The following is a 26,527-nucleotide window of genomic DNA, read 5'->3' as shown; positions in this document are numbered from 1 at the left end:
GCGTCAGTGTGTGTCCAGGCCGCGGATGCGCTCGATGTCGCGTAACGGCGGCAATCCATACAGACGGCCATATTCGCGACTGAACTGCGACGTGCTCTGATAGCCCACGCGATAGCCGGCCGTTCCGACATCGAGCTTTTCCAGAAGCATCAGCCTTCTCGCCTCGTGCATCCGGAGCTGCTTCTGATACTGCATGGGCGTCATCGCCGTGACGGCTTTGAAATGGTGGTGAAGCGAGGACACGCTCATGCCCACGTGTTCTGCCAGCTCGTCCACCCGCAGCGGTTCGCGAAAATGGTCGCGAAGCCACGCGATGCTCCTGGCGATGCGGTTGCCCGGACTGTCGGCCACGGCGATCTGGATCAGTTGCGCGCCGCAGGGACCGGTCAGTAAGTGGTAAAGGATCTCCTGCTCCGCCAGTGGCGCGAGCGCGGGAATGTCTTCCGGTCTGTCGAGCAGCCGGAGCAGTCGTAGCGTGGCATCCAGCAGTCCGGGCGACGCGACATTCACCGCGACACCCAGTCTGTCGGTGGCGGCAAGCGCACGGTGCGGGATGCTTATCCGGCTCATCAGGTCGGCCAGCGCGTTGCTGTCGATGGACATGCCAAGACCCATATGCGGCTCGTCCTCGCTGGCCTGCGTTACCTGCGATACCACCGGTAGTTCGAGCGACACCAGCAGGAAATCGCCCACGCCGTAGCGATAGGTCTCGGCACCCAGCGCGATGCTTTTCTGGCCCTGGACAACCAGCGCGAAACAGGGCGACTGCGCCACGTGCAGGCACTGGCTCGGCGACGAACGACGGCTGAAGAAAAGCGAGTCGATAGCCGTGCCGCTATAGGTTTCGTCCGTGGCATAACGGGCAATGATGGAAGCGATTTCCAGAAAGGGCCCGGACTGGGGATTCATCCACATTTACCCGCTATAGAGCGATTTATTCGCCGGCTCCATCGTATCCGGTTTGCCACGGTGGCATACCGGGAATCTTCCCGTTTGCAGGATCGTGCATGAAACATGGAGGATGCGGATAACGGTGTCTGTGTTGCGGGGATCAGGCTCTCAGCCCAGTCCACGACACCCCGGAGCGAACCCAAGATGACAACGGCCAAAGCCTATGCGGTATCCGCGGCACGGATGCCTCCGCGCCCCTTTACGATCGAACGTCGCGCGCCACGTGAGGACGATGTCGTGATCGACATCAAGTATTGCGGCGTATGCCACACCGATATCCATCTGGCCGCGAACGACTGGGGTAACGCCATTTATCCCATGGTTCCCGGGCATGAGATAACGGGCATCGTCTCCGCCGTCGGCGGCAGCGTTACGCGGTTCAAGGTCGGAGATCGCGTCGGCGTGGGCGTATTCGTGGATTCGTGTACCGCATGTGCCGAACGCGATCGCGAGCTGGAGCAATACCGGCCGGGCCTGGTCGGGACGTACAACGCCATCGAACCCGGCAGCGACCTGCCGACCTACGGCGGCTATTCCGACCACATCGTCGTGAAGGAAGGCTATGTCCTGTCCATTCCCGACAACCTCCCGCTCGACGCGACGGCACCGCTGCTATGCGCCGGTATCACGCTTTATTCGCCACTGCGCCATTGGAAAGCCGGTCCCGGCAAGCGAGTGGCCATCGTCGGCATGGGCGGTCTCGGGCACATCGGCGTCAAGCTCGCGCACGCGATGGGCGCCGAGGTCACGGTGTTGAGCCAGACACTTGCCAAGCAGGAGGATGGGCTTCGGCTGGGCGCCGATCATTACTTCGCGACCGGCGATTCGTCGATCTTCGAAACCCTCGCCGGCACATTCGACCTTGTCGTCAGCACCGTTTCCGCCGCGATGGATTGGAACGCCTATCTCGGATTGCTGGCGATCGATGGCGCACTGGTGCTGCTGGGTGCGCCGGCAGAGCCGGTTCCCGTGAGTGCGTTCGCGATCCTGCCGAAACGTCGCACGCTTGCGGGTTCCATGATCGGTTCCATCAAGGAAACGCAGGAGATGCTGGAGTTCTGTAGTCAGCACAACATCGTTTCCGAGATCGAGCTGATCGACATCGACCAGCTCGAAGAGGCTTACGAGCGCGTGCAGAAGAGCGATGTCCGTTATCGGTTCGTCATCGACATGGCATCGCTCAGATAGGCTGGCAAGCTCCGTGATTCGTGGCCTCCACTTCCCCCCCTTCGCCGTCGTTCCTGCGCAGCCACTATCCAGTCAATAGAAAAACTATCTATTGAACATGCCGCCCGTAGTCGATCCGCATAGTGTCTTGCTCCACACTGCTGCCCATGACAAGGACAACATCCGACAGGCGACCCTATGCGTAGCAAGCTGTTCGTGCCGGGGGCGCGACCGGAATTGTTCGCGAAGGCACTTGCCGGTCAGGCCGATGCTCTTTCCTTCGATCTGGAAGACTCGGTCGTTCCCGAACTCAAAAGCGAAGCACGGCAGCAGGTCGCCGATTTCGTGACAAGAGACGCGGTGCGCGGCGCCGCCAAGGTCATCATCGTCCGCGTCAACGCACCGAAGACACCGTACTTCGAAGACGACGTGCGTGCGATGGCACGCGATGGCGTCACTTTGCTCAATCTGCCCAAGATCGAGTCGGTGGCGGCATTGCTCCGCGCGATCGATGTGTTGGAATACGCCGAGGTGGCCAACGGCGTCACGACGCCTATCCGTCTTCTGATCAATGTCGAAACGCCCAGAGCGCTTGCCCGCGCCGCCTCGCTGGCGTCCGCGCATCCGCGTGTTGCCGGGTTGCAGCTGGGGCTGGGCGACCTGTTCGAACCGAATGCCATCGACCGGCGCGACAGCGCCAGCGTGCACGCCGCGATGTTCGCGGTCAGGATGGCGGCGGCACAGGCGGATATCTTCGCCATCGACGGCGCCTTTGCCGATCTCGACGACACAGCCGGTTTCACGGCGGAGGCACAGATGGCGCGCAGGCTGGGTTACATCGGAAAAAGTTGCATCCATCCTTCGCAGGTGGCGCTGGCCAATGCGGCGTTCGCGCCCTCGGACACCGAGATCGCGACGGCACGGCGGATCGTCGCCGCGGCACGCGAAGCGAAAGATGCCGGTCGTGGCGCTTTCGTGGTCGATGGCAAGATGATCGACGTACCGTTCCTCAAGCGCGCCCAGGCGATCGTGGCAGCGGCGGAATGACATCGTCGTCGCGGAGCATCATGCAAGTCGATCCTCGAAAAACTACCCGCTCGACCTTCTCCCGGCGTGGCCTGCGATGGCTTGCCGCCATCGGCATGGCACTGATCGTCGCACCGGCTGCCGCCGATAGCCTGACCCCTATGCGCAGCGTCGCGTTGCCTGCGATCGAAGCCTCTGGCCGGATCGAGGGCATCGCGGCCATCGACGGACAAGCGGTCGCGATACTGGAAAACACGGCATGGCAGCTGGACGATAAGGGCAATGCGTGGCGGCCCATCGCCTGGAAGTCAGGTACGGCGCCCGGCGACATCGCCGCACTGGTCGGCGATGGCAACCGGACCTATGCACTCATCGGTGCTTCGCGAACCGGTGCCATCGACAGGGTGGCCAGAGTCCAGCTTGCCGGTAGCGAACTGTCGTTGCAGCCGCTGCCTCCGTTGCCTACGCCGCTATCGGCGGTGCAGGGTGCGTTGAGTGGAAACGTTATCTATCTCACCGGGCAATCCGGATCGAAGATCCAGTTGCTGCAGATGACGCTGGATGCCGAACGTCCGACCTGGTCGACGGTCGATGGATGGCCTCAGGCGGTGCCGGCGACATCGCTGGTGGTGCAGACCGCCGGCGTGTTCGCGACCGTGCCCGATGCGACCGATGGCCAGGAGCGGCTATGGCGCTGGTCCACCAGCACCGGCTGGGTGGCGCGTGGCGTAGTGCCGGGCGTCGTGGTTCCCGGAACCGGGCGGGCGATGGGGCAGGCGCACGTGCTGTACCTCGTGCACGATGCGGCGAACGCGCCGGTGCGCGCGATGACCTTCCAGACCATTACCGGGTCGTGGGCGACGCTGCCCGGCGTATCCATCGAAAATCCGCAGGCGTCGGCATCATGGCAGGACGGCTTGCTATGGGCGGCGCCCAGCGCGGATGGCAGGCGCATCGAGTTCGCGTCCGCGCAGGTGCAGTCCAGCAAGTTGCTGCTGAGGTGGCTGGACTGGATCGTGATCGTCGTCTACCTGTCGGCGATGATCGGCATCGGGCTGTATTTCTACCTGCGCGAGAAGCGGGGTTCCACGTCGAGCTTTTTCGTCGGTGGCCGCAGCATTCCGTTCTGGGCCGCGGGCGTCAGTCTCTACGCCGCCAACACCAGTTCCATCAGCTTCATCGCCATTCCGGCCAAGGCGTTCGAAAGCAACTGGCAATACCTCACCAACAACCTGATCGCCGTGTTCGGCCTGATGTTCGTCGCGGTGTGGATCGTGCCGCTGTTGCGCAGGCTCGATCTGATGTCGGTGTTCTCGTATCTGGAAACGCGCTTTCATCCCGCGATCCGGATGCTCGCCAGCGCGCTGTGCATCCTTACCCAGATCGGCAGCCGCATGAGCGTGATCCTGTTCCTGCCGGCGCTGGCGATCGCCACCATTACAGGCATCAGCGTCACCTGGAGCGTGATCCTGATGGGTGGTTTCACCATCGTCTATACCGCGATGGGTGGCATGAAAGCGGTGATCTGGACCGATTTCGTGCAGGTGATCGTCAAGATGGGCGGGGCGATCTTCGCCATCGGCTTCATCGTGTGGAGCCTGCACGGTGGCGTGGGTGAGTTCATGGCCACGGCGATGGCCGAGAACAAGATGCACGTGTTCGACTTCAGCTTCGATCTGACGAAGGCCACCGTCTGGGGCTTCCTCTTCCTGGTGCTGTTCGACGTGGTACTCACCTTCCCCAAGGATCAGGTGCTGATGCAGCGCACCTTGTCGACCAAGTCGGACAAGGAAGCCGGGCGTTCGATCTGGGCGTTCGCTGCGATCATGATTCCGGGTGGCTTCGTGTTCTACATGATCGGCACCGCGCTGTTCGTGTTCTATAAGGCACATCCGGAGCGCATGAATCCGCTGCTGCCCATCGACGCGACGTTCCCGTTGTTCATTGCCGCCGAATTGCCGATGGGTGTAACCGGGCTAATCGTCGCCGGCATTTTCGCTGCGGCGATGGCCACGTTGTCCGGCATCATGAATAGTGTCGCGACGCTGATTTCCGTGGACTTCTACGACAAGCTGGTCAAGGACCCCTCGCAGAAGAAGAGTGTGTTCTTCGCCGAGATGATGACTGTGGTGGTGGGGCTGATCGGTATCGGTGCGGCGCTATTGCTGTCGCGTTTCGATGTGCATTCGTTGTTCGACGTGTCGATCGAGCTTGCCGGTCTGCTGGGTGGCGGCTTTGCCGGTGCTTATACCCTTGGCATGTTTACGCGCCGTGCCAATGCGCCGGGCGTGGCCATCGGTATCGCATCCAGCATCTGTCTGACGTTGATCGCATGGACGTTCCATCTGGTTCACCCGTATTTCTATCTCGCGATTTCAATACTGCTGTGCATCGTGATCGGCTACGTGGCGAGCCTGTTCTTCCCGGCGCCGACGCGTTCGCTGAAGGGTCTGACTATTTATGCGGATGTGGAGGAGTGACGATCGCTTTCAGAGCGAGATCGTCCGCTGTCGGGCTTGCGTGCAAGTGGTCGTCCTGGGTTCCTGCCTGCGTGTATGGACCGGAGAGATGGTTAACAGATGTGCCAGGACATGGTTTACACCTCGACCGCCAAGTTGTGGCGACTCGAGGCCCAGCCCATGCCCTGGAAGGAAACCTCATCCATGTCACTTCGTACTGAGCTTGTCGCGGTGGCCAAGCAGCCCGGTCAGTCGATCACTGAGCTGGCCCGCCGGTTCGGCGTCAGCCGAACCACGGCGTACAAATGGCTAGGCCGCGATCAGGCGCACGAGCCCCTGGCCGACCGCTCGCGGCGTCCCCATCGCACCCCGACGCGCACGGCTCAGTCGCTCGAAGAGCGCGTGGTCGCCCTGCGCCGACAGTTCCCCCACTGGGGTGGCCGCAAGCTGTTTGTGTTGCTTCAGCGCGAGGGCCTGGCGCCTCCGGCACCGAGCACGATCACCCACATCCTTCGGCGCCATGGCCTGCTGTGGTCGCCCACCGAGCCGGCCGTGCATCCCTGGCAGCGCTTCGAGCATGCCGAGCCGAACGACCTGTGGCAGATGGACTTCAAAGGCCCCCTCCGTGTCGGCCGCGGTCGGTGCGATCCGTTGACCGTGCTCGACGATCATTCCCGCTTCAACCTGATCCTGGGCCATAACGCCGACATGACCGGCGCCACCGTGCAGCACTGGCTCACCGAGGCCTTCCGCCGCTACGGCCTGCCGCGGCGCATGAACATGGATAACGGCACCCCGTGGGGCATGGGCAACGGCCCCTCCCGGCACTTGTCCACGCTCGGCGTATGGTTGGTCCGCCTTGGCATCCACCTGAGCTTCAGCCGTCCGTTTCATCCGCAAACCAACGGCAAGGACGAACGCTTCCATCGAAGCTTGGACATCGAGCTGCTGCGTGGCCGCCACTTCCTGAATCTGACCGAGGTGGAGCGGGCCTTCGCGCACTGGCGCGAGATTTACAACCACGTGCGCCCGCATCAGGCCATCGGCATGGTACCGCCGGTGACACGCTATCGCCTCAGCCCACGCCCCTTCCCCGAACGGCTCGATCAGATTACCGAGTACGGCCCCGACGACATCGTCATCGGGGTCGATCAACGCGGCCGGATCAAACTACTCACGCGGCCGCTCGTGGTCTCGACAGCGCTCAAAGGTCAGCTCATCGCCGCCCGGCCCCGGCCCGATCAGGACGGTGTGTATGACCTCTATTTTGCTCACCACTGGCTCGATGTCGTCGACCTGCGACGACCGCGATAAAGTGTCCACCATGTCCTGGCACATCTGTTAACCATCTCTCCGGTCCATACACCTGCGCAGGAACGACGGTGAGGGTTGCAGAAACATTGCCATACCGTCGCACCTGCGCAGGCAGGGCCGAATGTCACCCCTACCTACGGGCCATGGCAGCAAGCACCGGCCTCGTGTAGCCTGCCTCACACGTCAAGCGAGTCGCCGTGGAAACCCAGTTCCTCAATACCTTCATCACCATCGTCGACCAGGGCTCCATGGCGGCCGCGGCACGCGTGCTGAACATCACGCCGGCGGCCGTGGCGCAGCAGATCAGGACGCTGGAGCGCGAAATCGGCGCCACCCTGATCGCACGCGTCGGCCGTACCGTCAGCGTGACCGAGGAAGGCTCGCGCATCCTGGCGCGCTCGCGCGATCTGCTGCGCAACGTGGCCGACCTGCGCAGCGTCGCCAACGAAAGCGGGGTCTCCGGCGAACTGCGCCTCGGCGCCTGTCCGACCGCACTGGCCGGCATGTTGCCCGACGTACTCGCTCGCATGGTCGCGACCTTTCCGCAGATCAATGTCTTCATCAAGCCGGGTTACTCGGTAGACCTCTATCGCGCGGTGGAGACCGGCGACCTCGATGCCGCGGTGGTGTTGCAGGCGCCCTTTCCGTTGCCCAAAACCTGCGAATGGCAGTTGCTGCGCGAAGAGCCGTTGATCGTGCTCGCGCCGAAAAGCATGGCCGACCGGGATCCGCACGAACTGCTCGCGACACAACCGCTGATCCGCTACGACCGCAATCAGTGGGGTGGCCGGCAGGCCGACGAGTACCTGCACGCTCGCGGCATCGTTCCGCACGAACGTTTCGAACTGAACGCACTCAACGCGATCGCCGTGATGGTCGACCGCGGACTGGGTGTGTCGCTGGTGCCGGACTGGGCGCGACCCTGGCCGGAAGGATTGCAGCTGGCGCGCATTCCGCTTCCCGATGCTGCGGTACCGCGTCGTATCGGCATCGTGTGGTCGCGTTCCAGCGTGCGCGTCCGGCTGGTGACGGTACTGCTTCAGGAAAGCCGCAAAGCCATGCAGGCCATGCAAACGAAGTCGCGCTGACGTCCGCGCACTATCGCGAATGCACGACAACAATGCTGCATCGCGACAAACTTTTTCTTCGTTCGTAAGCAACAAAAACTAGTCTCTGAACATAGTCCGCATCGGTTCTATGCGGAGGGTGAAGCGCATACGCTCACTCGTGAAATAGCACAGGGTTGTTGGGACGCCGGGGAGGGCGCCGCCAGACAAAGACGCAGCACATTGTCCCTGGCGCATCGCACGCGACGCGCCGGGCTGGCCATCTGGCCAACCCGCAGCCATCAGCACACCATTCGGACACCACATGAGAAAGCCACTATTCGTAGCGATCAGCAGCATCCTGCTGATCTCCGTTATCGGGGACAGCGTGCATGCGCAGAGCGCCACGCCCGCCAGCGATGCCAATACCGATACATCGAAGGATGCCAAGAAAAAAGAGAAGGCCGCGGTCAACCTGGAACAGGTCATCGTGACGGGTACGCGCACCCCGAAGGCGATCGACGAGATCCCCGGTGCGATCACAGTGGTATCCAAGGAAGAGATCCAGCATACGTTGCTGGTGACCGAGGATGCGACGGCCGTACTGGCGCGGACCGTTCCCGGTTATGCCGAATCGTCGCAGGCGATGAGCAACACCGGCGAAACGCTGCGCGGTCGCATCCCGCTGCGCCTGTTCGACGGTATCCCGCAGGGCTCGCCGCTGCGCGAAGGTACGCGCAACGGCACGTTCACCGATATGGGCGTGATCGGTCGCGTCGAGGTCATCAACGGTCCATCCGCGTCCGAAGGTATCGGCGCCGCGGGCGGCATCATCAACTACATTTCCAAGGTGCCGACCAAGGAAGGCAACGAGACCACCATCACCACGCGCTACCAGACCCAGGGCTATAGCGACAGCGGTGGCTGGAAAACGGGCGTGACCTTCGCGCGCAAGCAGGAGTCATACGACGTGCTGGCCGCGGCGTCGTATATCGATCGTGGTATTTCCTACGACGGCGACGGCCGCCGTATCGGCATGAATACCAGCGGCTCGCTGGCCGACTCCACGTCGAAGAACCTGTTCCTCAAGGCGGGGTTCAATTTCGGCGAGAACAACGACCAGCGTTTGCAGGCGACCTATAGCCGTTTCAAAATCACCGGCAAGGGCAACTACATCCAGGTGATTGGCTGTCGCGGGCCGACCGACGATCCTCCGTGCGCCGTGCCGCATACCAACACCTCCGAGAAGGGGCAGATCTTCGGCTCCAAGGACGCATTCAACGACTTCAAGCAGTACAACGTGCAGTACACGAACAACAAGTTTTTCGGCGGCTCGCTGGATATCAATATCTACAAGGCCGACCAGGCGATGCGTTACCTGCCGGAGAACACCGAGGACAAGCAGGACCCGTTGATCGCGCCACTGAATACATTGTTCGACCAGTCGGAAATTACCTCGCATAAAAAGGGTATTCGCACGTCGTGGACGCGGCCGGATATCTTCAACATCACCGGGCTGGAACTGCACACGGGCGTCGACGTGACCAAGGACGAGGCCCAGCAGCGGCTGGCGCTGACTAATCGCCTATGGGTGCCGCCGATGAACTACAAGGGCGTCGCACCGTATGCCCAGTTGTCCTGGGACATCGGGCCGCTGACCTTCAGTGGCGGGTATCGCCGCGAAGACGACAAGCTGGACGTCAAGAGCTACACCACGACTTACTACCGCAATCGCGTCTTTGTTCAGGGCGGTGGCGTGAAGTACAAAGAGAACCTGAAGAACGCCGGCGCGATCTGGCGTATCACGGACGAGTGGTCGCTGTTCGGTTCGTACAGCGAAGGCTTCACCCTGCCGAACATCGGTATTCCGCTGCGTAACATCAACGTGCCCGGACAATCCGTCGATCGCATCCGGGATCTCAATGCGATCATCTTCAAGAACAACGAAATCGGCTTCAACTGGCGTGGCCAGCAAGGTGCCTTCGGCGCGACGCATTACATTTCAAAGTCGCCGTTCGGTGCATCGCTGGCCATCGATCCGCACACCAGCGACTTCATCCTTTCGCGCGCTCCGGTGCGTATCGAAGGCACGGAAGTGACGGGCGAATGGCGCTTCGACGACCAGTGGAAAGTCACGGGGCTGTACTCGCGCATTCGCGGCAAGACAGCGTTCTGGTCGGCCGATCCGGCGGGTCGTTATGGCTCGGGCGGGTTGAACAAGCCGATGGGCGTGCTGGACATCAATCCGGACAAGTTCGCCGCGTCGGTCACCTGGAAATTCCTGCCCAATGCCGACGCTACGCTGGGCTCCACCACGCTGTTCAATCGTCACATCTCCGGGAACGACGTGCGGGCCTACGACGGCGCGAAATTCAGCTACGAAGAACAGACCCATGGCTATACGCTGTTCGATCTGGGCGTGAACTACGACATGCAGCAACATGGCAAGCTGTCGCTCGGTGTCGAGAACCTGCTGGACAAGCAATACATCCTCAGCTGGTCGCAGCTCGCCGGCTACCAGAACTACTGGGCCGGTCGTGGCCGCGTGACTTCGCTGACGTACTCGATCACGTTGTGATCCGGGCGTGACGGACGACCGATCCGGCGCCCGCCACCTGGGGCGTCGGGTCGGTGACAAGGAACCATCGATGATCGGATTTCGCAGAGGCAGGGGCTGGACCGGCACGGTAGCGGTCGTCCTGCTATGCCTTGCATCGGCGCGTACGACGGAGGCTGCGGTGCTGCCGGAAGCCACTCCCGAATCGCAGGGCCTGTCGGCCGTGCGTCTTCAGCGGTTGCATGAGTACATGCGCAAGGCCACGGATGCCGAAGGGTATCCCGGCGGTGTATTGCTGGTCATGCGCAACGGCAGGATCGTCGACTGGCAGGCATATGGGTATCGCGATATCGCGCGCCACGACGCCATGCGCAAGGACACGATCTTCCGCATCTATTCCATGACCAAGACGGTGACATCGGTTGCGGTGATGATGCTGGTAGAAGAAGGCAAGATCACGCTCGAAGATCCGGTATCGCGCTATCTGCCGGGATTTTCGACATCGCAGGTCTTTGCCGGTGGGAATGCCGACGCACCGCGACTACGGCCAGCCGCCAAACCCATAACTATCCACGCGCTGCTGACGCACACCGCAGGCTATCCGGCGAGCCTCAAGGGCGACGAAGAAGCGGTCAAGCTGATGGAGCGTATCGATCCGCACGGCGCTGTCGATCTGCGCGGTTTCGCCGAACGCATGAGTCGTGTTCCGCTCGCCGCCGACCCCGGCACGCGCTTCGGTTACGACGGTGCGTCGACGGAACTGCTGGCGCGCGTGGTCGAGGTGGCATCGGGGGAATCGTTCGAAGCGTTCCTGCGGGAGCGCATCTTCGATCCGCTGCGGATGCCCGACACGGGCTTCAGCGTGCCGGTGTCGCAGCGTACGCGCGTGGTCGACATCACCACCATGGACAAGAACGGAAAACTGGCGATTGCGGACGGCGCAAACGCCGCGCATCCGGGCGAGCCGCTCAACGCCTATACCAGCGGCGCTGGCGGGCTGTACTCGACTGCTGGCGACTATGCGCGTTTCGCGCAGATGCTTCTCAACGGCGGTACGCTCGATGGGCAGGCCCTGTTGGGGCGAAAGACGGTGGAACTGATGATGCAGAACCACCTCACGATGCTGAATCCTCCCGTGACCCAGTTCAGCGACGCCGAAGGTTTCGGTATCGGCGGTTACGTGGTCATCGACGTGGCGAAGCGCGGCCAGCTCGGGTCGCTGGGGCAGTACGGCTGGACCGGCGCGGCGTCGACCTATTACACCATCGACCCGAAAGAGCATCTGGTGGCTATTCTCATGTTGCAGCACCTGCCGCGCGACGATGTCCCCAAGGATCTGCCGCGCATCAGCCGCCATTTCTACAATCTTGTTTATCAGGCGCTTTTGCGATGACGACACCGCGTACGGGCACCGTACTGGTGGCCGGTTCGGCCAATCTCGATTTCGTCGTTCGCGCATCCCGCGTACCCGCGCCGGGCGAAACCGTACTGGGGCACGCGTTCGAAACGATGCCCGGAGGCAAGGGCGCCAATCAGGCCGTGGCCTGTGCACGGGCAGGCGGCGCCGTCACGCGCATGTTGCTGGCGTTGGGCGACGACGCTTTCGCCGTGCCGATCGAAGCATCGTTACGCGACGCGGGCGTTGAACTCGACATAGTGCGTGTGCACGGCCAACCGACGGGCGTGGCCTTCGTCTGTCTTTCGGATGCCGCCGAGAATGCGATTACGGTCACTCCCGGCGCCAACAGCCTGCTTGAGCCCGGACACCTGCCGCCACTCGCGGGCGTTACGCATGTACTGCTGCAACTGGAAACGCCATTGGCCAGCGTCGAGGCATGGGCGCGTGCGGCGCGTGCCGCCGGTGTCACCGTCGTGCTCAATGCCGCCCCGGCGAGGACATTGCCCGCGAGTCTGCTGGCGGATGTCGACATACTCATCGTCAATGAAAACGAGCTGACCACGTTGACCGGAGTGGAAGACATCGCCACGGGCATGGACAGGCTCGACGTCGCCTGTCTGGTGGTCACGCTGGGTGCGCGCGGGTGTTGCGCCCGCATGGGCAAGCAGCGATTTCTGCAAGCCGCGTTCGCCGTGCAGGCTGTGGACACGACCGGCGCGGGCGACACGTTCTGCGGCACACTGGTCGCGGGACTCAGTCGCGGCCTGGCCTTCGGGCAGGTGCTGCGTCGTGCCGGCGCCGCCTCCGCACTGGCCTGTACGCGGCTGGGCGCGCAAGCTGGGGTGCCCGCGCACGACGAGGTCGAACGTCTGCTTGCGGCCAATAGCCCGGTTGCCACCACCGAAGACCTTGCCACCTATTGCAGCTTCGCCTGACCCCGATACTTTTCGAGTCCGACGCATACCATGACCAACCGTTCCGACCTTCCCCGCGACACGGCATCCACGGACGACGCGACCGCGCCGCGAGTGAAGACCGAGTACAAGTTCTCGCATGTCACCACCGGTCGCTATCTGCCCACGCCAGGCAAAGCGCCGGGCTGGCCGTTCGCCGAGATCGGGCACTGGAAGATGGACGTCGACGGCACCGTCGACGACTGGGTCGCCGAGCTGACCGACTGGCGGCGCGAACATCTCACGCGTATCGGCTACGACGATGCAAACTACCGACGCCCGGAACTGCAGTGGGCGCAGCGCAACTTCGTGCACGCGCAGATGATGGTGGAGGATCGCTACTTCTACGATCCCGTGGCCGGGCGATATACGGTCGACCGCTATCTCGACGATCTGGAAGCGCGCTTCGGCGGCATCGACAGCGTGCTGATCTGGTTCGTTTATCCCAACATCGGCATCGACGACCGCAACAAGACCGATCTGGCCTACGACCTGCCGGATGGCCTCGACGGCCTGCGCGGCGCCGTCGACGATTTCCACCGTCGCGGCGTACGCGTCTTCCTGCCTACCATGCCCTGGGACAACGGCACGCGCGAAGCCGGACTGAACGACTGGCAGACCATGGCGCAGCTGGTCAAGGCGGTTGGCGCGGACGGCATCAACGGCGATACCTACAACGGTGTGCCTCGCGCGTTCTTCGATGCGTGCGATGCGGCCGGCCGGCCGGTCGTGCTGCAACCGGAATCCACTATCAGCGCCGAGGAACAGCTGATCTGGAACGTGCAGAGCTGGGGCAAGAAAGCGCCGAACGAGATCGTGCCGCCGGTTGCGAAGTTCAAGTGGCTGGAACCCCGCCACATGATCAACTACGAGAACCGCTGGGGTCGCGACCGCAATCACGATCTGCAGTACATCTTCTTCAACGGTATCGGCTACAACGCCTGGGAAAATGTCTGGGGCATCTGGAACCAGCTCACGCCACGCGACGCGGAATCGCTGCGTCGCATCGCCGCCATCGAGCGGCAGTTCGCGCCGGCCATGGTCAGCATGGACTGGCGACCCTACGAGCACACGCTGCAAGCAGGCGTGTTCGCCAGCCGTTTTCCTGTCGATGCGTTCACGCTGTGGACGCTGGTCAATCGCAACGAGTACGCCGTGGACGGCGAGCAGATCGCGGTGCCGCATCGCGAAGGCACGCGTTATTACGATGCATGGAACGGCACGCCTTTACAGCCGCGGCACGATAACGGCCGCGCCGTATTCGATGTCGCGATGGAGGGGCGTGGGTTCGGTGCATTGCTGGCCGTGGCCGAAGGTGTCGACATCGAGGGTCTGGACGCTTTTCTGGCCAACATGCGCAAGCTGGCGTCGGTTCCGTTGAAATCGTTGTCGAATCAGTGGCAATCCCTGCCGCAGAAATTGAAGGAAATCGCTCGCACCGCGCCGGTCGCCACGGCACCGGAGGGCATGGTGGCGATGCCCGCGGGCGACTTCGATTTCGTCGTCGGCGGCGTCGAGATCGAGGGCCAGACATGGGAAGGAAACGACGTGCAGTATCCGTGGGAGAGCAGCGCGCGGCGCGGCCACCGGCGGCGGATGAGCATGCCGGCGTACTTCATCGACCGAACGCCGGTGACCAACGCGCAGTACCGTGCATTCCTGGACGGCAGCGGCTGGCGGCCCCGCGATGCGCACAACTTCCTGCGCGACTGGCGCGACGGTGTGCCCCCGCCGGGCTGGGATAACAAGCCCGTGACCTGGGTGTCGATCGAGGACGCGCGCGCTTACGCGGCATGGGCGGGTAAACGCCTGCCGCACGAATGGGAATGGCAGTACGCCGCACAAGGCACCGATGGCCGGCGCTATCCGTGGGGCGACGCGTGGAACGATGCGATGGTGCCGGCACCGAATCGCGGGCGGACTTTGCGTGCGCCGGACGATGTCGACGCACATCCGGCGGCGGCCAGTCCGTTCGGCCTGCTGGATCTGGTCGGCAACGTCTGGCAGTGGACCGACGAGTACGAAGACGAACACACGCGTGCGGCTATCCTTCGCGGCGGCAGCAGCTATCAGCCGCAGACCTCGCACTGGTATTTCCCGCAAGCGTATCGACTGGACGAACACGGCAAGTATCTTCTGATGGCGCCGTCCAAGGACCGTTCGGGCTGCGTCGGTTTCCGATGTGTCGTGGATGCCGCCTGATGCATCCGACGATACAGTTGCGCGGCCTCCTCGGCGATGCGCTCGACGCTAACCTGCACGGGCGGCTTTCGCATTTCGTCATCGACGAGCATAGCCCCGCGATTGCGATATTCGCACCGGACAGACGCCGGGAAGATCGCGAAGGCGACTGGTATGGCGAGCACGCCGGAAAATGGCTTTATGCCGCCGCGAAAGCGGCCGCCCGAAGCGGCGATGAGGCTCTGCGCGCGCATGTGCTGCGCGTGGCGGACTATCTCGTCTCCACGCAGGAAGCCGACGGCTATCTGGGTACTTATGCGCCGGACCATCGCTTCATGCGCCCGCAGCCGCCCAAGCCCGGAACGTGGGATGGCGCGCCGAGCGTACGCACATGGGATATCTGGACACACGCGTATCTGGTGATCGGATTGCTGGAAGTGCACCGGCACTTTCCCGCGCCAGGCTATCTCGATGCCGCACGCCGCATCGGCGACCTGTGTCTGCACACGCTGACCGAGGGCGGGATCGACATCACCGAACTGGGCAATCATTTCGGACTGTCGGCGACGGTGTTGATGGACCCCGCCGTGGAGTTGTATGTCGCAACCGGCGACCGCCGTTACCTCAATCTTGCGCAGCGGATACTGCAGCAGGCAGATAATCATCGCGATCTTGCGTTGCTGACGCGTGCACTATCTGGCGTCGACGCATCCGGCATTGCCACCGGCAAGGCGTACCAGCTGGCATGGAACCTGGTCGGTCTGGCCAAGCTGCACAAGGCGACGGGCGACGAGGATTATCGACGTGCGGTGGACCACGTATGGCAAAACATCCGCGAGTACCATCTGACGCTTGGCGGGGGGCCGTGGGGCGGGGTGGCGCATCGTTCGCGCGAAGTCTTCAATCCTGCCGGAGTATTCAGTCCGTACGGTTACGTCGAAACCTGTTCGACGCTCGCGTGGATCCAGTTGAATCGCGAATTGCTGGCGATTACCGGCGATGCGAAGTACGCCGAGGAAATCGAGCGCTCCGCCTATAACGATCTTCTCGGCGCGCAGGCGCCGAACGGCGAAGACTGGTGCTATTACGTGTTTCCCAACGGACGGCGCGTACACACGACGTACTGGCGCTGTTGCAAGTCCAGTGGAGCGATGGCGCTGGAAGAGCTGCCCGCAATTGCTTATGTGCAAGGCGACGACAGCATTGCGATCAATCTCTACGGACCTGGCGAGGCGACCTTCGCGTTGGCGGGTGCGGGAGAGGTGCGCGTTGCACAGGACACGGTATACCCGTATCCCGGCGATATCCGGTTGAATATTTCAGCAGAGCGCAAGGCACGTTTCGCCGTAAAGCTACGCATCCCGTCATGGGCGGAAGGCGCAACAGTCACCGTGAACAACGAGGACGTCGGCGTAGCGATCGTTCCTGGTCACTACGCCGTGATCGAACGCGAATGGCGCAGCGGCGACGAGATCCTGGCGCGGTTCCCTGCGCGGCCGACGTTGCATCGTGCCGTCAATCGCAATATTCAGGAATCGCGTGCGCCCGATGGCAGCGAAGTGCGGCAGGAAGTGCTGCATTTCGAATATGCCGCTGTTACATGCGGGCCTTTGGTCTACGCAACGGACCTGATCGACGGATTCAAGGTCGAGGAAACGCTGCGTTTGCCGACGGGGCCGAGAGATAGCTGGCTGACGCTGTTACCCGCGACATCCGGAGACGTGCCACGTATCGCACTGGATCCCGGCTATCGGGCGCCGCTTACGTTCACACCCTATTTCGCCACGGGCGGCCGTGTCGACGGCGCATGGCGTCTGACCTGGCTGCCGCTGGCGCCGAAGGTGTTGGAATAACGCCGTTGCGTGGGCATCACAAAAGAATATGTGCTGCCAGAACATATCAACGGTACCTGTTTCTTTAGGGGAGCCTGTTGCAAAGTGACTCCAGCAACGGGTATCGACCTTCATGAACGAGCAGCGTATGGACACCTTTCCGACTGAGTCGAAAGAAGCCCGCAACGGTCATACCGGCCCACTCGCCGGTGTGCGCGTGCTGGACCTGAGCGCTTATATCGCCGGTCCCTACGGCTGTACGTTGCTCGCCGATCAGGGCGCGGACGTCATCAAGATCGAGCCCCCGGGCGGCGACAATCTCCGCCAGTATCCGTCGACGCTGGCGAGCGAGAGTCGCGCCTTCCTTGGCGTGAATCGCAGCAAGCGTGGCATGGTGCTGGATCTGAAGCGTGCCGAAGATCACGCCACGCTGCTGAAGATGGTGCGCGATGCCGATGTGCTGGTACATAACTTCCGCCCCGGTGTACCCAACCGGCTGGGCATCGATCACGACCGCCTGAACCTGATCAACCCTCGCCTGATTTATTGCGCCGTCACCGGCTACGGCGAAGATGGGCCGATGAAGGACAAGGCCGGTTACGACCAGGTGCTGCAGACCATGACCGGCATGTGCGCGCTGCAAGGCAAACGCGGCGGGCCGCCGGAAGTGATCTACGGATCGGTAGTCGATTACTACGCTGCGGCGTTACTCGCCTCTGGCGTTTCGTCGGCGCTGTACGAGCGCGAACGTAGCGGGCTGGGTCAGTTCGTCGGCGTGTCGTTGTTGCGCAGTGCGCTGACCATGCAATCCGCACGCATGATCTGGGCGGAGGGCGAGTCGCTCGATATCGGTCGCGACATGCGATCCGGTGGCGTCACCGGCATCCACCCGACGCGCGACGGCTACATCTATATTTCAGCCAACACGCCAAGGTTCTGGAAGGCATTGTGCGAAAAGACCGGTCTGGACCGGCTGCACAACGATTCCCGCTACGACACGGTGCGCAAACGCGCCGAACGATATGCCGACATCGTGCCGCAATTGCACGAAGCCCTGGCCGCGCACAGCGCCCTCGAATGGGAACGGATTTTCGGCGACGACGTGCCCAGCGCCGCCGCGCGGCGCATCGAGGACATGTTCGACCATCCGCAGGTACTCGCCGAAGGGATGGTGTCGACCTTCCAGCATCCCGCCGTAGGCAAATATCGCGGCGTGACCCATCCGATCAAATTCGGCCGCACGCCGGGACCGGCCTCGTTCGCCGCGCCGACGCTGGATCAGGATACCGCTGGGATCGTGAAGGAGCTTGAGGACAGCCCCGGGGTGTGACCCCGGCGGGTGTCGCGATTGCGATACCATCGCGGCAACCATCCTTGGGGTTTCCGGCGATGTCCATGAAACGTTGTCTGGCGATCCTGCTCACGGTTCTGGTGCCGACGTGCATGGCCAGCGAAAACCACCCGGAAACCGTATGGGCGTGGACTCCGGCCGGCGTATCCAGCAATCAGTTCGAGTCGCATCCCGCATTCGATCCGCTGACCGGCGACCTGTACTTCGTGCGCAGTTCGAAAACGTTTTCCGGCTGGCGAATCCTCACCTCGCATTGCGACGGGAAAGGATGGACATCACCCGTGCCGGCACCGTTCTCAGGCCCCGGCACGGAGGCCGATCCCTGGTTCACCCCGGACGGCCATACCGTTTACTTCATCTCCACCCGGCTCACCGGGAGCATGAAGAGCAACGATCTCGATATCTGGAAGGCGGACAGGGGCAGCGACGGAAAGTGGAAGGCGCCGGTTCGTCTTCCGTCGCCGGTTAACTCGAACGAAGCCGAGTGGTTTCCGCGACTGGCACCCGACGGCTGGCTGTACTTCGGTTCGAATCGTCCGGGCGGCCTCGGCAAGAACGATATCTGGCGCGCTCGCGAGAACGGCGCCGGGCAATGGATCGTCGAGAACGCCGGGCCTGCCATCAATACGCCGGGAGACGAATACGAGCCGCTACCTTCGGCCGATGGAAAACGACTGATCGTGATGGCGGACGGCGGACTCTATGAGTCGCGGATGGGGCCGGATGGCTGGTCGCCGAAGGTGAAGCTGGGTCCCGAGGTCAACGTCAACGGCTCGGAGATCGGTGCCGTGTTCTCGCCCAGCGGGAAATCGCTGATGTTCGCGCGGGACACGGGCGAACCGAAATCCGGCGAATTTTTCGTCTGGCATCCGGACGGCCAGGAGTCGTGGCCGCCGACGTGTGGTGGGGCGGGGCGCAGGGATTCGTCATCCGGCGGCGCCCACTAGCCGCAACCTGCGAGCTGGCACGGGTTTGACAGGCAGCCTTGCCGATTACGTGCAGCGGTTCCTCTCAAGCCCGCCGCGAGTCCAGCCGATATTTATCGATGGACTCAGGGGCGGGGGCTCGTGATGCGATACACGATCAAATTACGTATGGGGGCGCGGCTCACTCTGATGCTGCTGTTCCTGATGGCGGTCAGTCTGGTCGGCATCTATGGGATCGAGCGGGCCAACGCCGGCACCGACCAGCAATACCGGGAGGATGTGCTCGAGTTGGGAGCCCTGGCGCGTTTGCTTGGCGCGCTTAACCACCGGGAAGACGCGCTTCGCGCCATGGCATCGGGCATGTTGCCGGTTACAGCCGATGATGGTCTGTCGACGCTCTCTTCCGTCGACCATGGGGCCCTCGAAACGTTCGCTAAGCCATGGGATGAACTGTGGGCCCATCTATCGCAGGCACATGCCAGGGGCGACCTCGCCACAGTGAGCAGGCTGGCGGCCGGGGAAGCAGCGCCGCTGCTTCACGATTACCGGGCGGCGGTCGAGCAAACCATCGAACAGCACCTCGCGACTGCCCGGGCGCATCACGTCGAACTCGGTGAGCAGGGTCGTCGCATCCGCAACATCGCGCTTGGTGTCGTACTGGCCGGATTACTGCTGGCCGTAGTAAGCGATGGCGTGTTCGTGCGTTCCGTGACGGCGCGCATCCGTACTGCACTGGAACTTGCGCGAACCGTGGCCAGTGGTCGTCTCGATAATCAGATTCCCATGCTCTACAGCGACGAGATCGGCGAGCTACGCGCCGCATTCCGCGAAATGGACGAGCATCTGTCCGTAGTGATCCGCCGGGTGCGGGGCAGCGCGGACGCGGTCAACGTCACCTCGCGCGAGCTTGCTTCGGGTAACGGCGAGCTGGCCGCGATGATGAGCGAGCAGGTGGAATCGCTGGGGCAAACCGCCGTCAGCATGGGTGCGATGGCCCAGACCGTCAGGCGGACCGCCGACAACGCCAGCGAAGCGGATCGTCTGGCGGCCACCGCGCGCCAGCAGGCCGAGCGTGGTGGCGAAGTGATCGTGCAGATGACCCAGGCCATGGATGCGATCGATCTTTCCAGCCGGCATATTGCCGACATTACGGGTGAGATCGACGGCATCGCCTTTCAGACCAACCTGCTGGCGCTGAATGCCGCCGTCGAGGCCGCGCGAGCCGGCGAACAGGGGCGTGGTTTCGCGGTAGTCGCCGGTGAAGTGCGCAGTCTGGCCCAGCGCAGTGCGGCAGCCGCGCGCGAGATCAAGCGCCTGATTGGCGAAAGCCAGGCGACCGTGGCCGATGGCGCGCAACTGGTCACCCGCTCCAGTGAAGACTTCAAGAACATCGTGCGCAGCGTGCGCAAGCTCAGCGACATCGTTGGCGAAATTGCCGCGGCCAGCGAACACCAGGCCGCCGACGTCACCCAGGTCAGCGCCACCGTCACGCGTATGGATGCCAGTACGCGCAAACACCACCAGCAGGTCATGGGTGTCAGTCGCGCGAGCAACGAATTGCTCGAGCAGGCCAGCATGCTGGCAGGCGAGGTGGAGTACTTCCATTTCGCGAACGAACAACGCGTCGAAACCGTCTGACCCATCCACCTCAACCAGATCGCGGGACGCACGCATGGATAAGCATTACGACATTCTGCTGGTCGTTTACTCATTCGTTATCGCTTCGCTCACGGGATACTGCGGCATCGAGATGACCTCGCGCGTGCGCAGGGCCACCGAGAATAAGTGGGTATGGATCGGTGCGGCCGCGGTTGCGTTTGGCACGGGCGTATGGGGCATGCACTTCATGGGCATGGTTGCCCTGATGTTGCCTGTGCCGGTGACATTCGACACGGGAATCACCTTTGCCTCGTGGGCCGTGGCGGTGCTGGTCAGCGGCATCGGTTTCTACGTCATCCGCAACGGCGTCCGCGTGGGTTCATGGCTACTGGCCTCCGCATTGATGGCAACAGGCGTCTGCCTCATGCACTACGGCGGCATGTACGCGATGCAGATGGGCGACGGCCTGACTTACCGCCCGGTGCTGTTCTGGATATCCGCCGCCATCGCGTTCGGTGCAAGCGCCGCCGCGCTGTTGATCATGACGTGGCTGCGCGACAGCGAACGCTGGCCGGGCATCCTCGCGCGTCTGGGTGCCGCGATGGTGATGGGGCTGGCCGTAACCGGCATGCATTACACCGGCATGGCCGCGGCGATCTTCGGACCGGGGGCGTATTGCTCGCCGGCGAATGGGTTGAGCAACGCCGCGACGATCCTGGGGCTGGTGATCGGGGCGACCGCCGTGGTGAGCATTTCGCAGTGGTCTGCGTTGTTACGTTGAGCGGGCAGCGGCGTAGGTGGTCACGTGGCGTAGGGACTTAACGGCCTCCGGCCCTGCAATAGACATGAATGCGACACTTCACAGCCAGTTCGATCGGGGAGCATGCTGCCATCGGGAATTGAAAACGACAGGGCATCAGGTGGACAAGGCGACGACCGGCTGGGTCAATGGATTGGTGGGAGTGGTGATATTCAGTGGCTCGCTGCCCGCCACGCGCGTGGCGGTGATGGACTTCGATCCTGTCTTCCTGACCGTTGCGCGAGCGGCCATCGCGGGGCTGCTGGGTCTGGCTCTGTTGCTGATATTTCGCGAGAAGCGTCCGAAGCGCGGCGACCTGTTCTCGCTGGCCATCGTGGCATTCGGCGTTGTCATCGGCTTCCCGTTGTTGACGGCGTTGGCGCTCAAACACGTCACGTCCGCTCATTCCATTGTGTTCATCGGCCTGTTACCGCTGGCGACCGCGATTTTCGCCGTGCTGCGCGGTGGTGAGCGCCCGCGCCCGGCGTTCTGGCTGTTCTCCTGTCTGGGCAGTGCTCTCGTGGGCGGATTTGCGCTGTCGCAAGGCGTTGCTGCGTCGCCGATCGGGGATGCGTTGATGCTGGCGGCGATCGTGGCATGCGGACTGGGCTACGCCGAAGGAGCCAAACTGTCGCGAACGCTTGGCGGCTGGCAGGTCATCTCCTGGGCGCTGGTCCTGTCGTTGCCTGTGATGTTGGCGCTGATGTTTGACACCATGCCGCCGTCGCTTGCGGGCATCAGTGGCGCGGCATGGGCCGGGCTCGCCTATGTATCGCTGTTCAGTATGTTGATCGGCTTCGTGTTCTGGTATCGGGGGCTGGTGCTAGGTGGCATCGCCGCTGTCGGACAGTTGCAATTACTCCAGCCCTTCTTCGGTCTGGTTCTTGCCGCAAGCCTGCTGCATGAGCAAGTGAGCGCAAGCATGCTCGTCGTCACCATCGGCGTTGTGCTGTGTGTTGCGGGGGCGAGGATGTTTGCGAAGTAGCTTCCCGTAACGCGTCACGCTTACCTGACGAAGTGACCCGGTTAAACTGAGTGCCGACTTTCACGACCGCCTTGCTTTCACGACGGTCACATGATCCGGAGCACGTTGTGAGCGAACGCATGGACCCCTTCTCCGATCCCGAAGCCGTGACCCGATACGCCGAAGGACCGCCACGGCTGGTGCCCGGCTTCGTCGGCCTGCAAAGCATGACGACGATCCTGTTAGCGGAGCGCGCACCGGCCGATGCACGCGTGCTGGTTCTGGGGGCTGGCGGTGGACTGGAATTGAAGGCGTTCGCGCAAGCCCATCCGGGCTGGACCTTCGACGGCGTCGATCCCGCTGGCGAGATGTTGAAGCTGGCCGAACAGATCATGGGACCGCTCGCGTCGCGTGCGCGGTTGCATCGGGGTTATATCGACGATGCGCCGGAAGGACCGTTCGATGGGGCGGCCTGTCTTTTGACCATGCACTTCGTGGCGCCAGAAGAGCGGTTACGTACGGTGACCGAAGTCCGGCGACGCCTGAAGCCAGGTGCACCTTTCGTAGTTGCCCATTTCAGCTTTCCGCAGGGCGACGGCGAGCGTGCACAGTGGCTGTCGCGATACGCCGCTTTCGCGGTCACCTCCGGCATCGAACCCGAAAAGGCAGAGGCCGCCCGCACGGCGATCGATGCACGTCTGCACATTCTTACGCCCGAACAAGACGAAGCCATCCTGAGCGACGCCGGATTCTCGAACGTCAGCCAGTTCTACGCCGGCTTCGCCTTCCGCGGCTGGGTAGCCTACGCCTGATAAGTGAGCCCTCACAAATCCCCTTGTGGGAGCGCGCAAGCGCGCTCCCACAGAAAATCACTCGATTACTGCTCTTGCATCCTCTGTCCCACCCCAAGATTCATCACTCGATAAATCTCCACCACCTCGTCGATCAACCCGCGCAACACATACGCTGCCTGCGCCACCGAGCCTTGCTCGGCATCGATCATCGGCACATCGATTAGAAGATCGGCCACACCGCGCATGCCCGACAGTCGCTCGGTAATTGCTTCGTGGATATCGCCCAGCTTCAGGGCGCGACTGCCTTTGCAAAGCGGGCAGGGAATAGACCGGTCGTGGCCAGACTTCAGGACGTACGACGCGGACGCTGACGGTCCGTCTTGCTTGCTGCTCATGGCGGCATCCTCTCCGTGGATGACCGCCACCCGCGGAATGCGGGTGGCGGGCGTGCCAGGGTCGAAAAGCCGGTGCAAGTGGAACCCAGCGGGACCGAAGTCCCCCCGGCACGCCCGCCATAAGAGGCAGGCACAACGTAGCGCAACGCATGAAGACGTCGTTTGAGACGGCGTCTTCAGCGCCACTTGCCAAACACGGGTTTTCGACACCCGGTCGCCGATGTGCGGCGACGCGAAGAGGATCGCGGCGATGACGTGTAGCGTCAACCCGTTTGGATAAAAGAGACCGAATTTTCAGATTAGTCTGAGTGTCGCTGCATCACTGCGCAAAGCGGTATGCATGATTTACGGGCAAGTGATTAGTTGTGCCGACCCCTATTCCAGATGCAGCGCATGCTGCCCGCTTAAGCGGACTCGTCAGCCAGCCGTGAAGTGTTGCTAAGCACGCGCGGTTTGGCATCCAGTCCAAACAATGGTCGCAACCAATTCGTGCGACGGATCACGAGCTCGTGCAGCAATGCGCAGCCGCTCACGGTACCGAGCAGCACCAAGGCGGGTTCCAGCACCGGTCCCAACCGCAACGGCAGCAACCAATACGCTACCAGCAACAGCACACTCTGATGCAGCACGTACCATGGGTATACCGCTTCGCGCGCATACGGCAGCCAGTGGAGCGGACGGTTCAGATACGCATGGCCCCAGCCGAGTATGGCGGCGATGGCGCTCCAGCAATACGCGTAGCGCAATGCCTCAATCAGCCAGCCGGCGATGAGCATGGTGGTGTGTGTCAGCGGGCGATGGATCAGCGTGCCCGCGAACTTGTCGAGGAACAGATACAGCGCAAAGCAAGTTAGCGCGGTAGTCAGCGAGGCACGACGCAAGCGAGCCAGTTCAGCCCACAAAGCATGCTCGGTTCCCAGCAGATAGCCGTAGAGGAACATCGTGAAGTACAGCGCATGCGCATACCAGTCGCCCACTAGTGCGTGGTTCTCGGGGTAGTGATAGCGCAGCGTCCCGGCAAGCAGCAGTGGTAGCGCGGGTACCAGCAGAAGAGGCGCACCACGCAGACGTCGGACGCCAGATCGCAACCGTCGGCCAACGTCGGATTCAAGCGCGGGCAATATCGCCAGTAGCACCATCGTGTACAGCCACAGATAGGACAGATACCAGAGATGGTTCCAAGTCAGTCCGTGGTCCCGGTAGTTATGTGTCCAGTAATGGGGCAGGAAGGCCAAGAAACCCGGCTCGACGGAGTTCTCGGTTATCCCCTGCACGTAGGTCTGCACCGGAACGACCACCAGCATACCGAATACTAGCGGTAGCTGAAGTCGCATAGTGCGCTTCCCTGCCAGTCGGGCAAGCGAGGAGCGCCCGCGCAGGAAGTGCACCGCAAGGCCGGAAATCAGGAACAGCAACTCCATCCGCCAGCGGTTGAGAAACAGCATGGGGTAGGTCAGCCATTCAGCGAGATAGCTGCTCTTTAGGTTGTATCCCCAGTCGGCCACAGGAGCCACGTACAGCATGCCGGCGTGATAGAGGATCAACAATCCGAAGGCGAGTACGCGCAAGGCATCGATATCGTGGCGGCGGTTCATGGTGGGGTTCCCGTGATGTCGCCAAACCTTGGCCCGTCCAGCCATGGCCGTCTCCCGTTGAGTGACGGATGGTGGTCACCCAGTGATGAACGGTGGGACGCGAGGGACGAATCGCGGTAGCCTTGCAGGCCCTCCTTGGCCCGGCGTGACATGAAGGACCGCACGTTCACGTTTGAAGGATTCCAGCGCTGGCGCCGGCCTTTCGAGGTTGGCTTCTGGATCGTCCTGTACGCTTGCAACGCACTGTTCAATAGCATCAATGCGCAGATGGATCATCCACGGACCGCGGCGTGGGAGCCATGGTGTTGGGAGTGGAGCAGCGCGGTGTTGATGCTGGCGCTGATCCCGGCGGTGGTCTGGGTGACAGGCCGCTGGCCGATCCGCTTAGACAATTGGCGTCGTATGCTGCCTCGCCACTTGGCCGTCACCGTACCCTTCAGCTTGGCGCACGTGGCTGGGATGATCGCGCTGCGTAAGCTTGCCTACACCATCGCGGGGAATCACTACGACTTCGGTACATGGTGGGTGCATTTTGGCTATGAGTATCTAAAGGACGCGCGCAGCTATTTCAGCATTCTCGCCACCATCGCCCTTTACCGCTTGTGGTTGATCCGTTGGCAAGGCGAAGCCAGCCTGCTCGCCGAGCCCGACGAAGGGCCACCGGTAGAGCCAGTGGATTGCCCCGAACGCTTCTTGGTGCGCAAACTGGGGAAAGAATTTCTGATCGCTGCGCGCGAGATCGAATGGGTGCAGGCATCCGGCAACTATGTGAATCTACATGTACGCGGGCGCGACTATCCCTTGCGCGCCACCATGGCCGGCATTGAGAGCCGGCTCGATCCACAGCGCTTCGTTCGGGTGCATCGTAGCTATCTGGTCAACCTCGACTGCCTTGCCGAAATTACCCCACTAGATACAGGCGATGCCCAACTCGGGATGCGTGACGGTGCCATCTTGCCGTGCAGCCGGCGTTTTCGGGGGCTATTGCGCGAACGTTTCGGGGATGTGGCGGCCGGTACGTGATCGCGTTCGGCACGTTCTTCCCGGTCAAGTCAGGTGCCAACCTCATGACGTCGGCCCGTTTTTTAGACACAGCAGAAAACCGGAGTTAAGGTCGCCTCATCCACAGGCCCGCAGGGGTGACGTCACTTGAATGCAAGCGCTTCATGGTTGAACGAGTCACCTACCTGGAATTTCCCTTCTTTTCTTTCTTTGCCGC

20 protein-coding genes and 1 pseudogene are annotated in these 26,527 nt (G+C 62.5%); 18 read left to right on the top strand and 3 right to left on the bottom strand.

What is annotated here, in order from left to right:
* Positions 1 to 3: 3 nt before the first annotated feature.
* Complete coding sequence (locus AC3IR3_RS19990; RefSeq protein WP_489194739.1) at positions 4 to 909, bottom strand: AraC family transcriptional regulator; 906 nt, start codon at positions 907 to 909, stop codon at positions 4 to 6.
* A 186-nt stretch (positions 910 to 1,095) separates the two neighbouring features.
* Here AC3IR3_RS19990 and AC3IR3_RS19985 point away from each other — a divergent pair, with 186 nt between their 5' ends.
* The 17 genes and pseudogenes from AC3IR3_RS19985 to AC3IR3_RS19905 all read left to right on the top strand — a co-directional run bounded on the left by AC3IR3_RS19985 (position 1,096) and on the right by AC3IR3_RS19905 (position 23,336).
* Entirely contained in the window at positions 1,096 to 2,139 is a 1,044-nt protein-coding gene (locus AC3IR3_RS19985) for an NAD(P)-dependent alcohol dehydrogenase (protein WP_489194737.1), read from the top strand.
* A gap of 177 nt (positions 2,140 to 2,316) precedes the next feature.
* Complete coding sequence (locus tag AC3IR3_RS19980) at positions 2,317 to 3,165, top strand: HpcH/HpaI aldolase/citrate lyase family protein (protein WP_489194735.1); 849 nt, start codon at positions 2,317 to 2,319, stop codon at positions 3,163 to 3,165.
* A 20-nt stretch (positions 3,166 to 3,185) separates the two neighbouring features.
* Positions 3,186 to 5,624 carry a sodium:solute symporter family protein gene (locus AC3IR3_RS19975; protein WP_489194733.1) on the top strand — a complete coding sequence of 813 codons (2,439 nt, stop codon included), beginning with the start codon at positions 3,186 to 3,188 and terminating at the stop codon, positions 5,622 to 5,624.
* 159 nt (positions 5,625 to 5,783) lie between these two features.
* The gene (locus AC3IR3_RS19970; protein ID WP_489195211.1) at positions 5,784 to 6,917 is read left to right on the top strand and encodes an IS481 family transposase; all 1,134 of its coding nucleotides are present in this window, start codon (positions 5,784 to 5,786) and stop codon (positions 6,915 to 6,917) included.
* Between the two features lie 197 nt (positions 6,918 to 7,114).
* Entirely contained in the window at positions 7,115 to 8,005 is an 891-nt protein-coding gene (locus AC3IR3_RS19965) for a LysR family transcriptional regulator (RefSeq protein ID WP_489194731.1), read from the top strand.
* 283 nt (positions 8,006 to 8,288) lie between these two features.
* On the top strand, positions 8,289 to 10,541 hold the full coding sequence (locus AC3IR3_RS19960) for a TonB-dependent receptor (RefSeq protein WP_489194730.1): 2,253 nt from the start codon (positions 8,289 to 8,291) through the stop codon (positions 10,539 to 10,541).
* 70 nt (positions 10,542 to 10,611) lie between these two features.
* Positions 10,612 to 11,913, top strand: a complete 1,302-nt coding sequence (locus AC3IR3_RS19955) for a serine hydrolase domain-containing protein (RefSeq protein WP_489194728.1) — start codon at positions 10,612 to 10,614, stop codon at positions 11,911 to 11,913.
* Positions 11,910 to 12,854 (top strand): ribokinase, encoded by a 945-nt coding sequence (locus AC3IR3_RS19950; RefSeq protein ID WP_489194727.1) that lies wholly within the window; start codon positions 11,910 to 11,912, stop codon positions 12,852 to 12,854. The genes AC3IR3_RS19955 and AC3IR3_RS19950 overlap by 4 nt, the downstream gene beginning before the upstream one ends.
* Before the next feature lie 30 nt (positions 12,855 to 12,884).
* Entirely contained in the window at positions 12,885 to 15,074 is a 2,190-nt protein-coding gene (locus AC3IR3_RS19945; RefSeq protein ID WP_489194725.1) for a formylglycine-generating enzyme family protein, read from the top strand.
* Positions 15,074 to 16,906, top strand: coding sequence for a glycoside hydrolase family 127 protein (locus AC3IR3_RS19940; RefSeq protein WP_489194723.1), 1,833 nt, complete (start codon positions 15,074 to 15,076; stop codon positions 16,904 to 16,906). Before AC3IR3_RS19945 ends, AC3IR3_RS19940 begins: the two co-directional genes overlap by 1 nt.
* A gap of 112 nt (positions 16,907 to 17,018) precedes the next feature.
* On the top strand, positions 17,019 to 18,215 hold the full coding sequence (locus AC3IR3_RS19935) for a CaiB/BaiF CoA transferase family protein (RefSeq protein WP_489194721.1): 1,197 nt from the start codon (positions 17,019 to 17,021) through the stop codon (positions 18,213 to 18,215).
* Between the two features lie 65 nt (positions 18,216 to 18,280).
* Positions 18,281 to 19,183: a TolB family protein gene (locus tag AC3IR3_RS19930; RefSeq protein ID WP_489194719.1), complete on the top strand. Its 903-nt coding sequence runs from the start codon at positions 18,281 to 18,283 to the stop codon at positions 19,181 to 19,183.
* Between the two features lie 123 nt (positions 19,184 to 19,306).
* Positions 19,307 to 19,936: pseudogene (locus AC3IR3_RS19925) on the top strand (MCP four helix bundle domain-containing protein); the annotation flags it as partial.
* 9 nt (positions 19,937 to 19,945) lie between these two features.
* Positions 19,946 to 20,800 carry a methyl-accepting chemotaxis protein gene (locus tag AC3IR3_RS19920; protein ID WP_489196980.1) on the top strand — a complete coding sequence of 285 codons (855 nt, stop codon included), beginning with the start codon at positions 19,946 to 19,948 and terminating at the stop codon, positions 20,798 to 20,800.
* Between the two features lie 34 nt (positions 20,801 to 20,834).
* On the top strand, positions 20,835 to 21,542 hold the full coding sequence (locus tag AC3IR3_RS19915; protein ID WP_165973620.1) for an MHYT domain-containing protein: 708 nt from the start codon (positions 20,835 to 20,837) through the stop codon (positions 21,540 to 21,542).
* A gap of 139 nt (positions 21,543 to 21,681) precedes the next feature.
* Entirely contained in the window at positions 21,682 to 22,545 is an 864-nt protein-coding gene (locus AC3IR3_RS19910; RefSeq protein ID WP_489196979.1) for a DMT family transporter, read from the top strand.
* A 119-nt stretch (positions 22,546 to 22,664) separates the two neighbouring features.
* Positions 22,665 to 23,336: a class I SAM-dependent methyltransferase gene (locus tag AC3IR3_RS19905; RefSeq protein ID WP_489196978.1), complete on the top strand. Its 672-nt coding sequence runs from the start codon at positions 22,665 to 22,667 to the stop codon at positions 23,334 to 23,336.
* 65 nt (positions 23,337 to 23,401) lie between these two features.
* On the opposite strand, the gene AC3IR3_RS19900 is transcribed toward AC3IR3_RS19905, so the two are convergent.
* Together AC3IR3_RS19900 and AC3IR3_RS19895 are read right to left on the bottom strand one after the other, a co-directional pair.
* Positions 23,402 to 23,713, bottom strand: a complete 312-nt coding sequence (locus AC3IR3_RS19900; protein WP_489194717.1) for a hypothetical protein — start codon at positions 23,711 to 23,713, stop codon at positions 23,402 to 23,404.
* A 404-nt stretch (positions 23,714 to 24,117) separates the two neighbouring features.
* Positions 24,118 to 25,308 (bottom strand): acyltransferase family protein, encoded by a 1,191-nt coding sequence (locus AC3IR3_RS19895; protein ID WP_489194716.1) that lies wholly within the window; start codon positions 25,306 to 25,308, stop codon positions 24,118 to 24,120.
* A gap of 150 nt (positions 25,309 to 25,458) precedes the next feature.
* Between AC3IR3_RS19895 and AC3IR3_RS19890 the strand changes: the two genes are divergently transcribed.
* On the top strand, positions 25,459 to 26,331 hold the full coding sequence (locus AC3IR3_RS19890) for a LytTR family DNA-binding domain-containing protein (RefSeq protein WP_489194715.1): 873 nt from the start codon (positions 25,459 to 25,461) through the stop codon (positions 26,329 to 26,331).
* The last annotated feature ends 196 nt before the right edge of the window (positions 26,332 to 26,527 follow it).

The organism is Luteibacter sp. GL_149 (genome assembly GCF_057834065.1).
Note: the sequence above shows the minus strand (reverse complement) of the source record. Positions and strands in the feature narration are given on the sequence as shown.

What these genes read in the sequence shown, in the direction of transcription:
- AC3IR3_RS19990 (WP_489194739.1), bottom strand. Translation starts at nt 909, where the DNA reads ATGAATCCCCAGTCCGGGCCCTTTCTGGAAATCGCTTCCATCATTGCC.
- AC3IR3_RS19985 (WP_489194737.1), top strand. Translation starts at nt 1,096, where the DNA reads ATGACAACGGCCAAAGCCTATGCGGTATCCGCGGCACGGATGCCTCCG.
- AC3IR3_RS19980 (WP_489194735.1), top strand. Translation starts at nt 2,317, where the DNA reads ATGCGTAGCAAGCTGTTCGTGCCGGGGGCGCGACCGGAATTGTTCGCG.
- AC3IR3_RS19975 (WP_489194733.1), top strand. Translation starts at nt 3,186, where the DNA reads ATGCAAGTCGATCCTCGAAAAACTACCCGCTCGACCTTCTCCCGGCGT.
- AC3IR3_RS19970 (WP_489195211.1), top strand. Translation starts at nt 5,784, where the DNA reads ATGCCCTGGAAGGAAACCTCATCCATGTCACTTCGTACTGAGCTTGTC.
- AC3IR3_RS19960 (WP_489194730.1), top strand. Translation starts at nt 8,289, where the DNA reads ATGAGAAAGCCACTATTCGTAGCGATCAGCAGCATCCTGCTGATCTCC.
- AC3IR3_RS19955 (WP_489194728.1), top strand. Translation starts at nt 10,612, where the DNA reads ATGATCGGATTTCGCAGAGGCAGGGGCTGGACCGGCACGGTAGCGGTC.
- AC3IR3_RS19950 (WP_489194727.1), top strand. Translation starts at nt 11,910, where the DNA reads ATGACGACACCGCGTACGGGCACCGTACTGGTGGCCGGTTCGGCCAAT.
- AC3IR3_RS19945 (WP_489194725.1), top strand. Translation starts at nt 12,885, where the DNA reads ATGACCAACCGTTCCGACCTTCCCCGCGACACGGCATCCACGGACGAC.
- AC3IR3_RS19940 (WP_489194723.1), top strand. Translation starts at nt 15,074, where the DNA reads ATGCATCCGACGATACAGTTGCGCGGCCTCCTCGGCGATGCGCTCGAC.
- AC3IR3_RS19935 (WP_489194721.1), top strand. Translation starts at nt 17,019, where the DNA reads ATGAACGAGCAGCGTATGGACACCTTTCCGACTGAGTCGAAAGAAGCC.
- AC3IR3_RS19930 (WP_489194719.1), top strand. Translation starts at nt 18,281, where the DNA reads ATGAAACGTTGTCTGGCGATCCTGCTCACGGTTCTGGTGCCGACGTGC.
- AC3IR3_RS19920 (WP_489196980.1), top strand. Translation starts at nt 19,946, where the DNA reads ATGCTCTACAGCGACGAGATCGGCGAGCTACGCGCCGCATTCCGCGAA.
- AC3IR3_RS19915 (WP_165973620.1), top strand. Translation starts at nt 20,835, where the DNA reads ATGGATAAGCATTACGACATTCTGCTGGTCGTTTACTCATTCGTTATC.
- AC3IR3_RS19905 (WP_489196978.1), top strand. Translation starts at nt 22,665, where the DNA reads ATGGACCCCTTCTCCGATCCCGAAGCCGTGACCCGATACGCCGAAGGA.
- AC3IR3_RS19900 (WP_489194717.1), bottom strand. Translation starts at nt 23,713, where the DNA reads ATGAGCAGCAAGCAAGACGGACCGTCAGCGTCCGCGTCGTACGTCCTG.
- AC3IR3_RS19895 (WP_489194716.1), bottom strand. Translation starts at nt 25,308, where the DNA reads ATGAACCGCCGCCACGATATCGATGCCTTGCGCGTACTCGCCTTCGGA.
- AC3IR3_RS19890 (WP_489194715.1), top strand. Translation starts at nt 25,459, where the DNA reads ATGAAGGACCGCACGTTCACGTTTGAAGGATTCCAGCGCTGGCGCCGG.